A 19,929-nucleotide genomic window follows, 5' to 3' on the forward strand; every position below is an offset into this window, starting at 1 on the left:
AAGACCCACCGGGGCCTTTTTGCCCCGATTGGGTAGAGTTTATTAAGAAAGTATTTGATGAACTAGCTTACTGACTTCAATAGACAATAAAGAAGTATCATCAACTGTTACGAAAGTGTCCGTTTCAAAACCAATTATTTCATCAGTCTTAATACCAACACCAACGATTTCTATTCCATTACATTTAGCCTTTTCCATAACTTCGACGATAGTAAATTCCGATTTATTCGGATAACCATCAGTTATAAGAAAAATTATTTTCCTATCGAATTGGCTGTCAAGTAACAGATCAACAGCTGCCATTAAAGCAGATCCCGTAGGGGTATAATAACCCTTACATCCAAGAGTGAATTTCGATAGAGATTCCTCAACGCTTTGATCAAACGTTTTGATAATCTCAAATTCACTTTCCTTGAAGGGAAAAACTATATTGGAGACATGCATTTTTGACAAACTTTCAGCGGCCATCGATAAAGCAAGATCTGACTTAATGGCATGAATATATCTTTCATCATTAGCCATTGACGCTGAAATATCACGAACTAATACGAGGCCAACATGCCCTCTATTTTTAGATTCGCTTTGAGCTCTGAAGACATCACGAACTCCCATTTGTGACAGAATTAATCGATTTCCATCGAAGGTAATTCCACGCTCATGAGTTTTGTTTCGGCCACGCATTTTAACCTGCTGTAAAACAGACAAGTCGCTACCGATTGAATGACTCAGAGACAAAGCCTCATTGTAAACATTCAAATCGATAAGGAGATCAGGGATATCCCATTCAGAAGCACCGAATTCGGCTTTCACGTCATCGGATACTTTTGATGCAATACCTTCAATCTCTTTAGCCAAAGCATCGTGATAATCTTCGCTATCCTCATCACTGCTAAGAAAGGCATCCAACAAATCTGCCAGTATCTCCCATTGAGCCGATGAAAAGTTACTTTCATCTTCAACGTTAGTCGAACTGGCTTCATCTGATTCACTCTCGGAAGGGTTAATCGCATCAGTATCGTCTTCAATAATGTTATCACCCGTGGGATTGCCACCGGTGGGTTCATTATTTCCCTCGTTATCTTCAGCAAGTTCTGAAGGCTCAGAACATCCCTCTTGAGCAAGATCAGCGTTATCGGAAGTATCTGCCTGACCTTCACTATCGTCCTCAGAATCATCCTCACGACTATCAGTCGACGTAAGCGATTTATCTTCTGATTCGGTATCGGTATCGGTCTCGGATTCATCATATGCCTCCTGCTCCTCCTGCTCTGTCTGCTGCTGTTGTTCCTTTGCCTCATCCCGCAGTCTCTCTAAAAGAGCCAGGGTCTTACGAGCAAGGGATTCACAGCCCTGAGTATTTTCACAACCAAGAGCATCATGAAAAATTTCCTCAACATCAGAAATTACTGGAGAAAGTATCTTTTGGGCATAGTCAAAAAACGGATCGAGGGTTTCTTTGTGACCTACCTGCTGAAGGACTTTTACTCGCAATGAGTTAAGCAGATACCACTCAATAAATAGGACAGGATTTTCCGGACGAGAAGATATATCAGGAGTCATCCTTCCGGCTTTAACCATCAGTGCGTAAGTGGCTGCAAGCCGCCGCTTTGCATCCGGATAATCGTTACCAACCTTCTCTTCCATCTGTACATCATCGAACAGATTTATAAGCCCGGTAAGACGTTTTGCCCTGCTATAAGCTTTACGTTTCTCAGCGAGGCTCTCAAACTCTGCATTCATTCCGTCATCGAAGCGTGTAAACCCTTCAGATGACATGAGAACACTATTAAAGGCGTCACTGTAAACCTCACTGACGGTATAGCGACCATGACCAGCTTCATGACAGGTAAAACCTTCAATCAGACTGACAAAGTCATCATCGCTATAATCGCCGTTTGGTAAAACACAAACTTTATTGACAGGATCAAAATACGGTCCTTTGGTATTGTCGTCTATTACAACTCTTACATCGCCTAAGCCGCTAATGACTTTTGCTATATTCTGTAAACGCTTAATATGGCGCGGCGATGATTTAAGATCTAATTTCATAGAATACCTCTTTATAAAAAAGGGGTACTCACCCAGATGGTGAAGTACCCATCTGGGGTTTTTAATAAAGCAAACAGTTACCAGCCTTTGAGCTCGATATCAAAACCATTTTCAGCATTGTCTTCCTGTTGCGAAACTGATTTCTCAGGTTCAGCTACAGAATCAGTGTTTGAAAACGTGCTGTTTTTTATATCGTTCTCTACGACAGGTTCAACCTGAAACACATTTGTTGAATCTAAAATAGCTTCAATACCTGTGTTCTGTAGCGCGTTCGGTTCTGTTTGTGAGCTTTGATTAAATGATCTGGTAATAGATTCCAACCAGTCAGTAACCTTTTGCTCTCCTGAAATAATACGCTTTAACATTGAAGCATCACTCATGAAATAAAACCACTGCTGTAACACCGCAACGTCGCGAGGTTCAGAAATGGCACCTTTAGGTAAATTATTCATTATGTGTTTTATAGCTTCTGCAAGTACTGCCGCCTCTTTATGTATAAACATGAAGCTAATGATCTTATTTTGCATTTGCTTCAGTCGGTCAATAGTACTTGAGCGCAAATTATTATTTTTACTAATTTTTTCATAAACCCTCATTGCTTCTTCTGCCAGATCTGTTATCAATTGTTCCTGATAGTAGTCCTGGGTTTCATCACCTTCAACGCTAATAGGCGTAAAAGGAATAAAGTGAGCAATATTAAATCTAAAGGATTTTATGAAATCATCTTTAGTTAATTTCAACTGATCAATCAAAGAAGACATTCTTGGGCTTCTATTTTTTTCAGCCTCAATATGCATCTCATAATTGTCTACAACGTTTTGAATACCTGCCTGAAACTCTCGTTCAATCTCTTGGGCCCCTTCCAGAAACTCTTCCATACTGGAAACTGGTAAAATCCACATATTGCTATAGCGGATGCACAAGCGTGAGCAAAGGGTTGATATTCTGCTGGTAATCGTACTTTTGAAGCTAAGGGCTTTTATGTCAATCCAACGTACTTCGCTTTTAGATACGCTTTTTTGATCCGTAATATCATCTCCATCATAAGACAAATCGATTTTATCGGTTCGACGCGATCCTTGACAGCCACTTATTTCAATTTTTGTTATAACTGCACCTTCCAGTAAATCTGGATATGATTTTGCAAAATTCTCAGAGATTTGTTTTGCAGATACTTTGTTAAGCATTGAAGTATTTAAAGTCATGGGTTTCTCCAAAAAAAAGGGGAAACCCTCCCCAACGGGAAAGATTTCCCGATAGGGTTGATATTAAAGCTTCTCTGGCGCAATTAAAAGAATACCGGGAAACTCAGCGGCAACATCATCATTGCCCATTGCTCCCTGATACATATAACCTTTTAATTCCATTTCTTTAATTATACCTTCCATATTTATTTTACCATCATGATAAAACAATAAAGAATAGTCGTTATTCAGTTGCATAAGTCCAGTAAAATTAGTTCCGTTTTTTGCTATAGCAATGGTAGCAGCACCATCCGTACTTAAAAACGCACTAAATTCAAGATGGGATAACTCTGAGATACAAATATCAGAGGTTTCATAACAAATCCCATCTAACTCGACTTTTTTGCTGTGAAATACTCCAGCGATTTATCCTTGTCTTCGCCAAGAGAAAGATCTATAGCTTGAAGAACAAGATCGACCACATGTAAAGGTAAAGCAGAAGCAAAAGCTATTTTGAAAGTGTCAAGAAGACTAAAGGTTTTTAACGTCATCGACGTGCCAACCCAAGCTACTAATTGACGAATATCCATCACACTGTCTTCTGTACCAGAGTCATTTACTGCAATCGCTACTCTTACGAACTTCTCAATGACCTGAAAAGGCAAAGAGCTATATCGTTTAGTAAGCACATTGGTTAAAGCAACTTTGTCGGGCTTCACCATTTCAACTATCAAGAACCGCTTTATAAAAGCTGCATCTTGACGTTGAGAAGAAACGAACCGGCGAGCGCCTCCACTCATGTTTGTGTTTGCAGTACCAATAAATCGCGTGTAGCCATTAGCAGTTATAACCTCACCACCATTAGCACTGAGTGACCAGGGCTTACGTTCAATGGGCATGTGAAGTTTTGCTGCCGTATCAGGATCGATTTTGTCCACTTCATCCAGAAGAATGAGGTGACCATTACGAAATCCCGTTACCAAATCGCTGTGTACAAAACCTGTATTACCACCATTAAGACTGCGCTCACCTTCAAGCTCATCAACTCGAATATTGCTGTTGATCTGCTTAATTGTCAGCGGCCAATTCATCATGTGGCTAATGTACATTACCATTTCAGTCTTGCCAGAACCGGACTCACCTTTAAGACACACACTTAAATCTATATCCGGACTGATAAGCAGTTTAACCACTTGTTCAAGTATTCGGGGATTTGGTATGTAGTCTTTGTTCAGCGGAGCTCGATACGAGGTTTTAGTTTTGAAAACAGGCACAGCCATCTTTGGATCCATTTCTGGAATACCAAAAAGGTCCTTTGCTAGAACTAAAAGATACTCACCTTTATCCACATAATGTTTTAACTTTATAACATCCGGGGAAAGAAGAGCTTCTAATTTTTCATAAGCATCAGAAGATGTTTCATTTAACTTCATAGCGGCATTAGACATTTTTAACTCCGGTAAAATGCAAACACCGCCCTCTGGCAGATGTTTGCCAGTGGCATTTTATTTGAGATTCATTTGGCAAATAGTTGCCATCAGTTTCCTGATTTGAGGCACATTATAACCAAGATGATTTCCCACTATTTCAAAAGCTTCAGACATGATCCATTCAAAATGATTTTCGAATATTGGATTTATTTCTAACTTGCCAAAAGCGTTTCGTTTAGTTAACAGATCACATGAAACAAGCTCGTCAAACAACTCTAATGTGGATTTAAAAGCTTTTATGTAAACATCCATAATTTCCCTGTCAGTCCATTTAACAGCCAGTTTTTTTTCTGACATTAAATAATCCTGATCAAAGAAGATGTCCCAGCCCATATCGTCATTGCAATCATGCAAAATGATTTCATCATCATTCCTGCATTCAGCTAATTTCGTGTTTTCACTAATCGAACGATGCGAATGATAATAGAGCCATGATTTTAATTCCGCTCTAAATTCACATGCATCAAGTCCATGAGATAAACAAGTGTATTCAAATGATTTTGACATATACCACCGTGTTTCAGCTTCTAAAAGTGGATTCACTGTGATATTACCATTGTCATCTTTGAAGAATAACTTTCTCCTCAACACTAGTTCTTTAATGATTTCCAAAGACTCTTCCATAGCGGATAGAAAAACAACATACACATCCTCAGGGGTCCATTCTATTACCAGACCACCCAAATCTGGGTTATATTCTTCAACCGAATATAGATAATCTGTTTCTGCTGCAAAATTAATTGTATGCAAAATCTGATTTTTAAGTAATTTGGATTTTTCATAAAGGTGATTTTCACGCCTTTCAGAATCATAATTTATCTCAGAAATGTTACTTTCATCTGATTTAAAGTTTAATCCGGACGTGTATGCATCATTTAAATGCTCTTTGGGTGAATCAACTATTTGCGTTATTTCATCTTCATCTATATCGAATATAGAAAAAAAACTAAGTTGATTACTACTTATTGCAGTAGCCCTAAATTTTTGTTTCATGGGGACTCCAAAAGGAGAAATCCCATGAAGGGATTTCTCCCCTTTAGGGTGGGTTTAATGTCAGATCTGATTAAAGCTACTTTGTCCAAAACCTTTTAGAGGTTTAGGTATGTGAGCCAACTTACTTGTTGCTACCACTCTCATGTAGTCAAGAGGATGTTCTCTCCCTTCAATCATAATAGTATCGACAACAATATAACCGGAGACCATCAACTCATCACCCTGATTTATACCAGTGAAACAGGTTGAATACATTTCAGGCGACACCTTGATTTGAACTGAAAATTCTCTCTCAGTGATTTCACCATCAACTTCTGTCTTCATCCTATTTTTGAGCTTTATTAACAAACCTATACTCTGGTCAGTCATTTTTTTCTCCACAGCACTGATAACTATCCCGGACACTTTTACTTCATTGATATATTCAAGATATGACATTTTCCGCTCCTCGATTTGTTCAAAGAGAAGCCCCGTTAGGGTTCCCCCTTAACAGGATTAAATAAATTTATTAGTTACATACATGAACGTGCAGACTACCAAACAGGCAATTCCGGCAATATGTAACCAATTTCTTGTTGGTTTAGTTGGTGCAATCGCTAAAGAGTTCTCCAACTTCTCTGTTACAAGACGTCGATTCTCTGCTTTAGCCGCATCATCTAAATATTGAGTTTCACGCTTAGCGAGAGTCTCAATTTTCGATTTTATTGCATGGTCCCATCCTTTAGTTTCAAAAACGCTTAACTCACTAAAGGTGTGCGTCATGAGATCTTCTGGGAAACCCAGTTTTTTCATTAACGGACGAATGGTATCATACATTTTTTCTACATTTTCGTAGTGGGCCTTTACTGCGACATCAAAACGCTTACGTAAAGTTAATTTTTCACGTTTGCAAATGATGTCCGAAACCCAATTTATTAACTGCTCATTTTTGAGTTCACTGGCTTTTTCAAGTGAGTAATCCAGATTATCCACGTCAAGAAATGAATTTAATCCGTATTTTTCAAACTCCTCAACAAGATATTTATCCAGTTCAGTTAAGCTTTTAAAAAGTGGTACATCTGGGGAAGCTTTAAGAAGCTTATAAGCTCCTTCGAAATCAATTTTCTTGACCACGAGCTCCACAACATCCACATGATAATAGCTTGAATAAGCAGAAAGCTTTTCGGCCAACAAAGACACAGGCTTAAGAGACTTAAGTTCAATGATATTTGGGCCGTCCTCATTCAAAATAACAATCAGTTCATTATCACGTTCTGTATATTTCATCAGAACTTCTAAGAGCTGTTTGTTTAGCGCCTTATCCATCTCTGGAATAATTTCACTAAAGGTTTGATGAAGGGCTTTACTGCGAGCTTTATTTTTAGACATTTGAGGTCACCTATATATAGTAAGAAGGAAGAAACAAATTTTTGTTTCAACACGAAGGCAAAGCCTGTCATTCATCTCCCGTAAGCTATGAACCGCCTGATTTATACTATCTGGCATTAGAAGTACGCAACAAAAATAGCCCCAGGAGGAGCTAAATTAGTTACGGTTTGGTAAATTCAGATTGCCTTTTGCAGGCATGGGAAGTGCACCAGCGACAAAGGTGACATTTTGCCGGTGGTGTCTTACAGCTTGTTTAAGCTGGCCGCTTTTCACGGCTAAATCAACGCTTAACGCGAAAGTAACTTTAAGCAAAGTTACTCAAATTTGGGAGCTGATATTTAAGCTCATTGTTTTTATACTATAGCTTTAAGCATAAGTAAATGCCCATATCGAATTATTCTGTATAAAGTGGAGAAATTCGAATATTAGCTGCTTCTTTTATCTTTTCTTCACTGCATTCTCTTAAAAAGAAAGAAGGATCACCATACCACATTACAAAAAGTTGCTTTTCTGCACGCGTAAATCCAACATAAAGCAAACGTCTTTCTTCTTCTATTGCCTCCTCCCCAACTGATCTTTTACTTGGTATCTGATCCGCATTACAACTCATTATTATTACTTTATTCCACTCAAGACCCTTTGAACCATGCAAGGTTGATAGGACTACTTTCTCTGGGCTGTATTCCTCGTCCTTCTTCCTAGGGCCTAATGACATTGCAGCAGCACGATTTATCATATTCATCCAACCAGTCTTTTCTGCCCACTGTTTACAAGTGTCTAAAGCAATTTTTGTTAAGGTTGCTGTACCTTTATTACTCCTCATCTTGATTGACGACGATTCCATCCATTTCGTAAGGTTGGCGAAACGTTTTGCTATCTCAACTTTATCAGAACTTTCCTGGGTAAAGCGCACGAAGTTTGAATGTAATGTTTTTGTTTCGAGAGAACTGTCCTCCGGGATGGCAAGGTCGCCAAAAGTAACTTTTCTTCCTCTCATACTCAATGCCACTTCATCCAAAACTGATTCCTGTTCTCCAAACAATGCCAATACTCTCTTCATTAAGCGAGGATCATTTGATTGTCGGAAAAAGGCCATAAGGCTTAACACATCGCTTGTTTCTTTTTCATCCCAGAATGATTTACCTCCGTAACGAATTACTGGCTGTTCGATCAAACTTTCTAGCTCATCCAAGTGAGCATTATTGCGGCTTAGAATTGCCCATCCATGTGGATCCTGATTTATAAGGCTTAAAATACCCTGTATCTGTTCCTCCATATCTACATATGAACGAAAAGTGACCTTTCCCCCTCCCTTTTTTGCCGAGCGTAACTCTTTGGCATAACGGTAAACATTCTTTCCTATCAGTGCTCCGGCCACCTCTAAAATTTCAGGTTCACACCTAAAGCATGTGTTTAAGTAAAATATGTTAGGTCTGAAGTGTTTTTCAAACTGTTGAAATATTTTGACTCCTCCTGAGGATCTGAAGGAGTAGATGGCCTGATCATCGTCTCCAACTATACTCGTATAGACTCCAGCTCTTGTATGCAATGCTATCCATGAGAATTGTATAGAGTCAGTATCCTGAACTTCGTCTACTATCAAATGTGTCAAATCTAACGTGCGCATTTTTCCCGAATGCATTTGACCGACAACAAATTTTGAAAGAGCATTGAGGTCCGCCACATGGTCTTTCTGGCATAACGCCTGATAGGTATTAAACAAATGGATCTGTTGTCTGTTATGCCGAACTGAAATCACATCCGTATCCATTTCTCTGCCGATAGCATCAATAACGAATTCAGCTTCAGCAAACTTCATCGTTACACCGGATTCTTTCAAAGCCCGGTGAATGACAGATCTCTGTGCTGGCCCTATCAACATCTTTCCCGGCCAGCGAATCATGTCCAGTTGCTTCTTAACGAGTCCGTGAAAAGTATCCACCAGCACCCGGTCAAGATCCTTCTTGCTCAATCGCTTTTGTAACTTTGCTGCAAGTGCGTTTGTTGCAGCGCGAGTAAAGGTCACCATCCCGATTCTTGCATATGGATACTTTTTGAGAATCGATATAACCGCTTCTATCATGGTGAACGATTTGCCTGATCCAGGCGCTGCTATCACCATATTGTTTGCGCTAGCATTCTCGATAACAGGTCTTTGCTCTTCTGTTGGCTTACCCATTTCAACCTCATTACTTCGTTTTAATAATTATACATTTTTATAAAAGCGCTTTTCTTGTGTACTGCTGGTTCTACTGGAAATCACTTTTTTTCCTTTTTTATGCAATCAGGTTGTTTGTGAAACGCGTGACTATGGAATAATGGTTCCATCTCCAAAAGACATTACAAAAAGGGCTTTAAATGAAACTTTTACGTTTAGTATCTCTGGTCTCTTCTGTCGTCATTGGTTTTTCCCTATCGGGTTGTGCCGGTGACACCGGCACTACGCCAGGCACCGCTCTGAATGCGTACAGTCACGGCCAGTACTGGCATGCTAATGCAAATGATTCTGTCGCCAAGAATGCCTATTCGTTTGCTGGTTTCGACGTTAATTTTAAGGAGCAAGAGGTTACTCCTGGAGGGGATGCCGACAACTTTCTTTCTAAGTATCTCATCAATAGTTCGATGGGCTACGTAACAGGCGGTCTAAAAGGTTTTGGGATCATGAGCCTCAGCTCTTTGTACAGTTCTTCTGACGCCGAATACATCCAGGTCAATCAATACCTAGTGTTCGTCCCCAATCCAAAAAAATTGCCTTACAATGATGAAAGTTTGGTACGTGAGGGAGCTAAGTATGTTTTTGAGCATACAAAAGCAACTCAGGCCTCATTTGGATACAACCCTGAAAAACAGAAAGCAGCTCTGGCCACATGTAAAATTGATATGGCAGTCGTCAATAAATGGAGTACCTGTGATCTGCCCTCTAAGCCTGATGCTGATGTTTTCCCTACAGATTCAATGTACAGCTTTCAGGCGATTCGCCCCGCAACAGGAACCGAAATTCCTGAGCTAAACCTTCCCGCTGGTGATTACGCTGTAATTCGTTATGTGTTCATCCCATTTAAAGGAAACGAAACAAGCGCTGATTTTTCGGGTATCATTTTCCGTTCTGATAGCCCAAATACAACAACTCCAGGGGGTGTTGCAGCCTCCATCAACGGAAAAGATTATTACCTCTTTACCGGTGAATACGGTAAAAAAGGCTTCCCAGAAAAAACATTGAAAGCCAAGTAATTAAAAAAGGGGCCTAACGGCCCCTTCTTCAATATTTCGGCAACTGCTTGCCCGTAACCGGATCCAGCGTAGTTGAACCTACCTCACATATGGCCGGTCGAGGTAAATAGCTACAATCTACATTTTCCTCTTTTATAGCCTGAGCATTTTCTTGTCTGGCCTTTATCATATTTTCTTCACCGCCCATTGCTTCCTTGGTACGTTCTGATGGAAGTTGATAGTTCTCATTCTGGAATGGTAAGTTTTCCACAATTGATTCTTCGGAGAATTTTGAATATTGATCAGGAACTTCTCCTACCTGAACTGCATCATTAATCCACTCCGTCAGATCAATTTTATCGAAATCCAGTTGCTGTATTTGCTTTATTGATAGCCCCACGCAATTAGAGGCGACAGGGTCTATTCCTAATTGCGGATAAGCTTGTTGCATAATAACGCGTGACAACATGGAATTATAACAGCACATGTCTGTTGCTTTTTTAACGCATTTCTTTGTGAAACCAACATTCAGATATTTGACGCATCGTTCCGTATCTAATGTAAAACAGGATTTTTGATTCTTATGAATAGAAGCTTCCATCTCTTTCTGGTCGCATGCTACCAACATTTCTAAAAGCATTTTAGTGACCTGATAGGCTGTATAAATCCAACCGATCACGTTTAATGCAAGCATAAAGTTTTGAACCGCAGCCGAGAAGACAACCTCTCCTCCGGTAGTAGCAACGTTCTTAAAGACAAAGTCACGAACTGTATCTGGTAGCAATTCGTAGGCTTTCTTCATTGCCATCTGCTTAAGCTGACCTATACCGAAGCTGGACATTGTTTCCTGTGCCAACTGGCCAGCACCTCCTGCCCCTCCAGAAGTTGCGGAAGACCCAACTGCCCTGCTTAGATTACCAGCGACGTTTTCATATACGCTCGTTAAGGAGCTCGTGACGTTGTTCCACATTTGCCCTACTGTTTTACCAGCTGATGCAGTCCACTCTCCGACCGCATTAGACATAGAAGCCCATGTACCTGTATCACCGCCGGTCCATTTTATTAGCTGAGCATTAACTCTGGTCCAGTTTGTGTTTCTGATCATAGATCCGGCAAGCATGATACCTTCAAGTGCTCCTGCGGTTCCCTGTGGTGCTTCGCAGCAGTCCGTCTTTGCCAGGCCATTTACAAAGCCTACTGAACGACCACACCATTCAGGTTTTCCTTCAAAGACGGAACATGAATTGGCATCGTTAGGGTCTTCGCATTTGGCTTCGCCCTGCATGTACTGAACCATGTTTGAATAAGCCGCAACTTTTCCAAAATCGTTGTTCTCTTCCTTTGGCCCAGTTTCGCATGTTCCACCTGAACATGGGATCATGCCAACACAGGCATTTGTAGAAGATTCAACCTCCCGAACTACATCCTTCCCTCTGTCACAGGTGTATTTCTGTTCATACATGTAGCAACTGTTAGTGCCCTCATCGAACCAACCCTCTGCACATGTTTGTTTATCGAGTACACATGCTGCATCATTTTTATAAGCACTACATGCATCAGGCATACTCTTTATTTCTTCATAGTTGTAACAGAGGTCCTTTCCATTAGCGTCTTTCATAATTTTTCCACTAGCGTCATAAGAGCAAATTTTGTCTTTGGCCAATGGATCACAAAAGTAGCCTTCAAGGTTTGTCTTCCAGGTAAGAAATCCTTTATCACCTTCATACAGAGGCTTTGCCAATGAAAGCACGCTTTCCGGAAGCCGTTTTGTGCCAACATCCATATCTTTAAACCGATCGAAACGGCAGAATGTATTCGGAGCTTGTACAGCATCGTAACAACCAGCTGGTTCCTGGACGTGCTTATCTTCGAGCTTCATATTTTCAAAAGTCAGCTCAACCTCAAAATACCCTTCACCCTTCCCACCAACCCATACTCTGGATGCCATTGTCACTTCTCGATCAGGCTCCTCATACACCGATTTTCTGACCTTATCAGTCACATCGTAAACCTTGTCGAGTTTCCACGATTTTTTTAACTCCCAAGATCCCTTAGGAGCCGGATAGTCACTTTCTCGATATGCACCATCTATGTGAGCAAAAATCTGCGTGCCATCAAGTGTTACCCGCATGTGGTCATCCCACTCCGCGTTAACAATCTTTGCTGAGGCCAATTTTGCATCCGGATGGAATTTTAATGTCAGTTCGTTATCATATACCCCGTCACTCCAGTAGTTGTCATCACGGCGACCAAACCATATACGCACACAATTATCGCCGCACATCGACATGTCTCCGTTTCCGCCTGAAATGTAAACAGGGACTGAAAAATCACGGGTTATCGTGCAGCTGCTGAAGTTATCTTGCTTAGGCGAGTTACAGTAGAACTCTTTGTAATCAGGATAGTGTGTGGTTACTGTTTTTTTAGAGGTCTCAACATTACAGTTCTGAAGCCAGTTTCCAGTACCAGCAACAGCATTTGTTATCTCATTTCTCCCCGCAGTAAACATGGGATCGTTAGGCTTTATAGATGATGCCGGGTTGTCCTTGTTAGCATTTACGAGGGTGCGGTAGGCAACGCCATCATAACTTTGAGCATCAAATAACTGGCTTTTCCGATTCTTTATATCGTTTACAAAGCCATCCTCATCCCCATAACGATCTGCGGCATTGAACTTAATATCGCTGTGCTTTTGCTCTGAGCTGAAAATCTCTCCGGTATTTGTTTTGGTTCCAGGAGTAGTATTGGGATTACTGCTTATACCAATGTTGCCATTAGCATCCCGAGAGAGCAGCTTTGCCCCTTCCTTGGTATAGTTTGAATTGATTGTCCCTCCAGACATACTCGGCAGTTGTACGGCGCTACCAATGGACTTTCCATCGGATGCGGCATTTTTCATGACACTTTCATTTGAGTTCCCTGCCCCATACTTTCCGAGATTAAGATTAGCGGATTCGGCTTTACCCACGTATTTCTCGGTGATCTTCCCACTGACATTCTCGCCTGAATCCGCATTCTTGTACTTCTCAACAATGTCCTGAGCACTGGTTGTCGCATTGCGATTTGCGTTAGGATTAGCAAGATTAAAGTTACTTTCGAGCTGGTCAAATATAGCGTCTGCCGCATAAATACGAGGAGTCATTACCATATTTATGAGAGAGATATAAAAAGCCCAACTCATAGTATTGGCAATCATTGATGCAATAATAGTTGAAGCTATCGTTTTTCTAAGTTTCATTATTTTTACCCTTAGAAATCAAGCGCCTGGTATATATCTGACGCAACAGTCATTGTAACGCCACAACATATAGACATAATTATCATTGCCTATTTTTTTGCGCCCACCTTTAAGGGTTGACCAGTCATGTACCGAATCACCAAGACGATGACAGCAATCCGGCCCTTTCGCCTCAGGAGTTGGGAAAAGCATTGAAAGCCGATACTGGGAACGAGGTGTAAAGTATTCCCACGTTTTCTCACACATTGCGTCTGCTCCCATCGTTCGCATCAGCATTCCCTGGCGATGTAGTTTAGTCAGAAGACGCTGGGTTATCAGTGAACTCGTCCTTACAGCGTCATCATTTGCGTAAATGTGGCCGGTTAATGGATAAAGGTTGCCATCGCATCCGGCACAAAAGTATGCAGCGAGATTATCCTTTCCTGCTGTTACTGCTACACAGTCAGCAGCGCACACCATTGAGGCAATTGGGTTTGCAAAAACTACTGCCTCTGGATTCAGGACGAGTGTAAGCAGATCACTTTCCCACATAGGGTCCACTTCGCTTATATAGGTCAGGCTGGCATCTATATAGGGTTCAGCAGTGCACTCGCCAATAATCAGTAATTTGAGCATTGTCATGATTGGGAACTCCCAAAGATGAACATCGTAAAATCCGGCTTCAGTTGCTGTCATTGGCTGATTTGTGTTGCTTTTACCAATATCAAACTGCGATTTTTGAAGCATCGTGCCTTCAAGAAAGGGGCTGCACCAGGGGCTCTTTACAACTTCAACAATCTTCACCGGCTGAAAGAAGCTCAATTGCCAACCTATTTCCGGTACGCCGTTCTGATCTGTGCAGTAGCAACCCGGACGTGAAGGAGCAGCGCCTTCTGGAGCTGCCCCTATGCCCATTATCCTCATGGGAAAAATGCAGCTCCAACAGATATTCTTAATCAAGCCCTGCCACACTCCAGCTGACTGACACATAGCCCCAGGGACTCCAGCATCTGCTGCCATAGCCATACCCGGTATAGAAAGCGAAAGCATAACTGCTACAATGAACTCTAAAAGTAACTTTTTGAATTTTTTCACCATCATGCTCACTTGGATGTAATAAATGTTGCAACACTTTCGATATAGTCGACGGCTTTGGTAAAATAACTTCTCATCTGGTCCGGATAATTTAGCGTCAGCCATGTTGCAAAGAGAGCGCCTATAATAAATCCGAGTTTCATCTTATTTTTCCTCTGAAAGATTTGGGGCTCCGATACCACGGACTTCTGCCTCGCTAAACAGGGTGATCCGGAATTTATCTTGGTCAGTAGTTATAAGCGCAGGTGTGTTTTTAATCTGAAAGCGTGAGATGATCTGTTCGTTAACTTTAAACACCTTACCGTTAAATTTTTCACGTAAATCATTTAGGTGATCCCATCCATTATCTTTTTGGATACGGGTAAACATTGGCATTACTTTTCCACTACCCAGACGTTGTCGATACTGCTGCTCAGCCCATACCAGCTGGCCCGGATTGAGTGGATCGAAAATTATCATCGTCAGGTTTTGAGGAAATCTCGAAAGTGGATTAATCAACTCACCGGCGGAAGCTATTACACGGCCCTGCTTATCTTTTACGTCCTGAGTGACCCTCACTGTAGGGTCAATTAAAAATTCTTTGTGTTCCTGGGCAGGAGGGAGGTCGACCATCCATTGATTTTTCCATGTGTCAGAAACGGCCCTTTTTTTTGCACCTTCCCAGTCATATTTTTGTGCACGTTCTTCCAGTTCTTTAATGATGCTCTTTTCTTCAACGGGATAAGTGGTACCAGCAACCGGGAAAATATCCTGATCGGGTTTTTTAGCAAGTTCTCGCTGAAAAAACTCAACGTTGAAGGAGCCTACCATTTTTGCAAAACGAGCTTGCTCCCTAGAAATAATTGTCGGTACTTGAGTTACTTGATACTGACTGAAGCTATCAGGATCAATTGTAATCAAAGGAGATTCAAATTTTCCTTTGACAATCATTTGGTTTATTGCTGCCTGTGTCTCTGGTAGCCGAGTAGTTCCTTTCTTTAGACCATTGAAAACTACACGAGCTTTATGCTCTGAGGCCGTACGTAGAAGGTCTTCCAGTACATAATCCGGCAAGCTAAATGAAGCAAAGATCGTTATTCCATTTTCAGTTGATAGTGCTTCTTCACGTGTGCTATCCATTTTTCTTTCGAAGTCAGCAGCTGTGATGCCCGAGGAACCAAACAATTTTTCGATATTTTTAGATTGTCCTCGCATGACTTCCGGCTTATTTTCCACAGCTTTCAGAGCCGCTTCATTAAGGCTGGCGTTTTCTTGAATTTCATCACGTCTTCTAATTATATCGTTGACAGCTTCAGAGTTATTACTTTGGGCCCTGATAGCCTGGGTATGGTCTATAACTGCTTGAACACTATCCGCATTCATACCGGGGACGTAACCACGGTTTATTTGCTTGCTCAGGTCCTGGTTTTTTTGGAGTGCTTCAGCTTGCGCTATGTACTTCTGCACATCTGGTGATTTTAGCGTAGCATCAAGGCTAAGAGCCCCATCTGGCTGCTGTGCACCTTTAGCCTGTGCCCCAAGCCCTTTTGCTTGCTGAGCGATTAGGTCAGCATCATGTTGATACTCAGTGCTTGCATTTGTATTACTTAAAACTGCACATAACGCAAGTCCAGGAAGTATTGGTAAATATTTTTTATTTACATTAAAAGATCGCATATGTTTTCCCAATTACTGAATTCAGCTTTACTGTTCCCCAAAAACGGGAATCCCATGAGTGATCGGTTTGCCCAATTAGGAAAACTTCGCCTTCAGGAATTATCAATTCTTTTTCAATCAAAATGGACGGAATATTGTATTTCTTCGAAATACGACGTGCATTAGCTTCAAAAAATTTGTCCCCGTTATAAACCCCATCCATTGTTACTTTAAGTTTGTCACCGCCCACACCGGCAACAATTTTTATGACTCGTTCATTTTCTGGGATAAAACGTACCGATTTCGGCATGTTAAATGCTATGAGTTCACCAGTTTTAATACTTTTATCCGAATGATCAATCATATAAAAATCAGCAGGCAGGCACCCATTCAATAAACCGTATCCAAATGTATAACGGGTGAAAAAGACACACATAACGAGAATCAGCAATAAAATATTAAGGGGGACATACCAATCCAGTATAAGCAGCCCTCTCTTTTTAGGTATGTAGTCGCTCATATTTTTCTCACTGGCACTGAAGAATATTTTTACTAGGCAGATGCACCTCTATCCAAGTAACTATTATCCATGTTTTTCAACGCTCGGAAGTCTGCAAACTAACCTAATATTCACCTATAAGAATGTTAATTCCTCAGCATGTATACGCAGCTTTGTTAGCGGCCATGAAAGATGCCTTTGGAGCAAAGTTACTTTCCGACATTAATTTTTCAAAGGTCCAATTATTGGGTATAAAAAAGCCGGGACATAATGTCCCGGCTTTATATTTAAAAATTAACTACTCACTGCTTGGTATTGATACAGTGTTTTCAGACTTACTTGCCTCTTCAGCCGGTCCGAAAACTGTCACGTGCTGTGTTGCAAAGTCTCCACTATCATCATAAGCAATTACTTTTATGTCCTGCTTACCACGGTTAAGGTTTTTAGAAAGTGTAGCCGTACTACCGAAAACGTTCCTTAATTCGCCGTTGATGAACCATTCATATCTAACCATTTTTCCATCAGTATCATCACATTTATTGGTAAAGCTCCAGCTTAGGTTGGTTTCCGTGTAGCTCAATGTACAATTAGGCACTGCGTTTTTAACGACATCAAACTCAACAGATGCTGAACCTCTCTGTCCAAGTTTACTAACAACATCAATTGTAATCTCGTATTTCTTTTCTTTTAAACCCGAGATCAGTTGAGCCCAATAATTTTTGCCGCTGGGTATTACTTCACCGTTCACCTTGTATGTGACCGTATCTATCGAGTCCGCCGAATGAGATAGCTTGATGTTTGACCTTAAGGTTACATCGAGTGGAGCTCTCATATATTTGTTAGAGAACTTGGGTGTCATCTCAACGTTCATTGGCGTTTGTTCATCGACAACAAAGGTATTTTCGATACGCTGTTCATTGTTTCGGTTATCTTTGAAAACAACCATCAATGTATATTTGCCAGGATTTTCAATTGTAAATTCTTTGGTGTCACCTTCATCTTTAGTGATTACCAGATTCTCTTTGTCGTAGATCCATTCACGGGAATAAGTAACACCAGGATAGTCTCCATCCTTAATACCGCTCAACGCAACGCGTAGGGTGGTCGGTGCCATGTCGTATTTAAGTTTGGAGCTTATTTTCATCTCGGGAAATTTATAAACCCACGATTTGACAGAAACTCTACGGGTAGAAACCGTATTCTCCTTATTGTCCGCTAACCATGCACTGTATTCAAAAGCAGCATATCCCTGTTTATCCAACATTTGCTCAGTAAGGGTAACAGACAGTGAAGAGCCCTTAAATGTCTGGCCATCCGGTGTTTTCCATTCTTCAACTACGTTATTACCATTCTGGTACTTACTGTTAGGGTTCGTGAACTTACCTTCCAAAGTAACTTTTTGACCAACCTCTACCTTTGAAACCCCCGTTACCGAGACAGAAAGGCGCTTGGGTTTTGCGGCTGCCAACCGAGCAGACGTTTCCTTCCATGAAGACTCCTCTGCCAGTTCATCGGAATCAAGGTAACGCATCCGGGCATAAATCGTAGACGGTAGGGTATCAGCTGAAGCCACAGTGTAAGTTGTATCTCCCTGCACCCAGTTGACTTTATCCTCTGACCAGAGAACCTCAGCGGTGCCTGCTGGTATAGGTTCATCGTTATCAAGCAGGGTTACAGGTATATCTGAGCCCTGAAGAATGTCTGTAACATCTATACTGAGCTTAGGCTGCTTGTAGGTAACTACCGTTAAGGCATCTGTGTAGGAAATCTTGGATGTGAATTTATTAGTCATTTTTGCCCTATAAAGCCACTTTCCTACTTCTGTCTTTTTGATACTTACACTTCTCTTTCCGGTCATGTCGGAAAGCATGGTCCAGGTTTGACCATTATCAGAGGACTGCTGCCATTCGGTGGGGGCGAGTGCATCAGAGTTAGCCGTACTGGCAGATTTGAAGCTTACCAGAGTACTAAGTGGGATCCTTCCGATAATAAGGCTTTTCGACAGGTTACCCTCCAGTTCCTCACCTTTATAGATTCGAATGCCTACAGCACTGGTCTCACGTTTCATTTCAAAATCAGAGAATGGCGATCTGACCTTAGCCACACCAACCAGACGCATATTACCCAGATCCATATTTTCAATTTTAATCTTGGTTTCGACAATGCCCGCATCATTGACCGGCAATGCTTCAGTCAGCGCAGTTCTTTCGTATGTAGTTTTATAACGGCCTGTTTCTGGATCTTTGCCGTATACACTTTTTTGAGAGTATATCGTGACGTCCCATTCTCCCATTGTTTTACGGTCAAATGCACTTTTACGTGTGGAGTTGTTATAACGCCCCACTGTTACCTTTAAGGGCACTTCAAGAGATGTGGCTGTTTTTTTGTCATCCACTTCCATCGATGCTCGAATATTGAAATCAGGCACCGTATATACGTTGAGGGTGTCTGTAGTTCTTAATTCTGGATCCTTTGAGTATTCTACAGCTATGTCAAAGACGTTCTTTGTCCACAATGGTGCAGCAGCAACCTTGACCCTTTGTACAAAGGTCGTTGCATCGTTGTTTGAGGAACGATTTTTAAATGACGTTTTGACAGCCTCAGAGCCGTTTTGAGAGACGATCATCGTAACGTCAGCTGGTACCACCTTCGCTAATATTCGAGCGGCCTCCCCCCCGGTCGTATAAGCCAGAGCAGTGTTCGGATTGATGCCTGCTATGACTTTATTCTTTTTGTAAGAGATGATCGGGTTGTATGGTAATTGTGTGGTCAGAGTACGGCGATTCCTTGCGGAAACCGCTTTAGAGCCCTTCCCGTTAATCATATAGACTTGATAGTCGAGCAGATTCTCACCTGTTTTATTAAAGAATCCAGTTAGACCCGGGGTACGTCCTTTAAAATAGAACTCCAACCCATCAGGGACATTGTTCCACTGAGGGTAGCATGCTGTAACATCTGATTTTTCCCCATACCAGGCGAGGTAAGCATTCGCATTTTCCTCTGTGGTAAACAGAGTGCATTTATCACCAGCTGTTTGACTAAGCAGGTCCGTATACTGACGTACGCGCGTAGACTGGCCCCCTGAATCTCCAGACAGTTGGTATCACTTAAGTTAGTGATAGTCTTAATACTAGTTTTTAGACTAGTCGTTGGAGTCCGAATGATTGATGTTTTAGGTCCAGAGAAGCG

At 41.3% G+C, this 19,929-nt stretch carries 13 protein-coding genes and 1 pseudogene; 1 reads left to right on the forward strand and 13 read right to left on the reverse strand.

Going from position 1 to position 19,929, the window contains the following annotated elements; genetic code table 11:
* Window positions 1-42: 42 nt before the first annotated feature.
* The 8 genes from ACMWKK_RS23390 to trhI all read right to left on the reverse strand — a co-directional run bounded on the left by ACMWKK_RS23390 (window position 43) and on the right by trhI (window position 9,263).
* Window positions 43-2,049: a VWA domain-containing protein gene (locus ACMWKK_RS23390; RefSeq protein ID WP_000762700.1), complete on the reverse strand. Its 2,007-nt coding sequence runs from the start codon at window positions 2,047-2,049 to the stop codon at window positions 43-45.
* 77 nt (window positions 2,050-2,126) lie between these two features.
* Window positions 2,127-3,254, reverse strand: coding sequence for a DUF3150 domain-containing protein (locus ACMWKK_RS23395; RefSeq protein WP_000174396.1), 1,128 nt, complete (start codon window positions 3,252-3,254; stop codon window positions 2,127-2,129).
* 63 nt (window positions 3,255-3,317) lie between these two features.
* A complete protein-coding gene (locus ACMWKK_RS23400) occupies window positions 3,318-3,491 on the reverse strand; it encodes a hypothetical protein (RefSeq protein WP_031942299.1) in 174 nt (57 codons plus the stop codon).
* 131 nt (window positions 3,492-3,622) lie between these two features.
* Complete coding sequence (locus ACMWKK_RS23405; RefSeq protein WP_031942298.1) at window positions 3,623-4,681, reverse strand: ATP-binding protein; 1,059 nt, start codon at window positions 4,679-4,681, stop codon at window positions 3,623-3,625.
* A gap of 57 nt (window positions 4,682-4,738) precedes the next feature.
* Window positions 4,739-5,716 carry a hypothetical protein gene (locus ACMWKK_RS23410; protein ID WP_000810361.1) on the reverse strand — a complete coding sequence of 326 codons (978 nt, stop codon included), beginning with the start codon at window positions 5,714-5,716 and terminating at the stop codon, window positions 4,739-4,741.
* 60 nt (window positions 5,717-5,776) lie between these two features.
* Window positions 5,777-6,154: a hypothetical protein gene (locus ACMWKK_RS23415; RefSeq protein ID WP_000120822.1), complete on the reverse strand. Its 378-nt coding sequence runs from the start codon at window positions 6,152-6,154 to the stop codon at window positions 5,777-5,779.
* A gap of 57 nt (window positions 6,155-6,211) precedes the next feature.
* On the reverse strand, window positions 6,212-7,084 hold the full coding sequence (locus tag ACMWKK_RS23420) for a hypothetical protein (protein ID WP_000041927.1): 873 nt from the start codon (window positions 7,082-7,084) through the stop codon (window positions 6,212-6,214).
* A 394-nt stretch (window positions 7,085-7,478) separates the two neighbouring features.
* Entirely contained in the window at window positions 7,479-9,263 is a 1,785-nt protein-coding gene (gene trhI / locus ACMWKK_RS23425; protein WP_000517885.1) for an IncHI-type conjugal transfer helicase TrhI, read from the reverse strand.
* 179 nt (window positions 9,264-9,442) lie between these two features.
* On the opposite strand from trhI, the gene ACMWKK_RS23430 reads away from it, so the two are divergent.
* A complete protein-coding gene (locus ACMWKK_RS23430) occupies window positions 9,443-10,315 on the forward strand; it encodes a hypothetical protein (RefSeq protein WP_000771834.1) in 873 nt (290 codons plus the stop codon).
* Window positions 10,316-10,343: 28 nt separating this feature from the next.
* Here ACMWKK_RS23430 and trhN read toward each other — a convergent pair whose 3' ends face one another.
* The 5 genes and pseudogenes from trhN to ACMWKK_RS23455 form a co-directional block, all read right to left on the reverse strand.
* Window positions 10,344-13,532 carry an IncHI-type conjugal transfer protein TrhN gene (trhN, locus tag ACMWKK_RS23435; RefSeq protein ID WP_000776701.1) on the reverse strand — a complete coding sequence of 1,063 codons (3,189 nt, stop codon included), beginning with the start codon at window positions 13,530-13,532 and terminating at the stop codon, window positions 10,344-10,346.
* 18 nt (window positions 13,533-13,550) lie between these two features.
* Window positions 13,551-14,606, reverse strand: coding sequence for an IncHI-type conjugal transfer protein TrhU (trhU, locus tag ACMWKK_RS23440; protein ID WP_181231580.1), 1,056 nt, complete (start codon window positions 14,604-14,606; stop codon window positions 13,551-13,553).
* Window positions 14,607-14,750: 144 nt separating this feature from the next.
* Complete coding sequence (locus tag ACMWKK_RS23445) at window positions 14,751-16,262, reverse strand: TrbC family F-type conjugative pilus assembly protein (protein ID WP_001256132.1); 1,512 nt, start codon at window positions 16,260-16,262, stop codon at window positions 14,751-14,753.
* A complete protein-coding gene (gene trhF, locus ACMWKK_RS23450) occupies window positions 16,249-16,761 on the reverse strand; it encodes an IncHI-type conjugal transfer protein TrhF (protein ID WP_001286760.1) in 513 nt (170 codons plus the stop codon). The genes ACMWKK_RS23445 and trhF overlap by 14 nt, the downstream gene beginning before the upstream one ends.
* Before the next feature lie 277 nt (window positions 16,762-17,038).
* A pseudogene (locus ACMWKK_RS23455) lies at window positions 17,039-19,810 on the reverse strand (hypothetical protein); the annotation flags it as partial.
* Between the last annotated feature and the right edge of the window lie 119 nt (window positions 19,811-19,929).

Origin of the sequence: Enterobacter sp. 01-M-03-SI-ECC, assembly GCF_047530215.1 — a bacterium.
Taxonomy (GTDB): Bacteria; Pseudomonadota; Gammaproteobacteria; order Enterobacterales; family Enterobacteriaceae; genus Enterobacter; species Enterobacter chengduensis.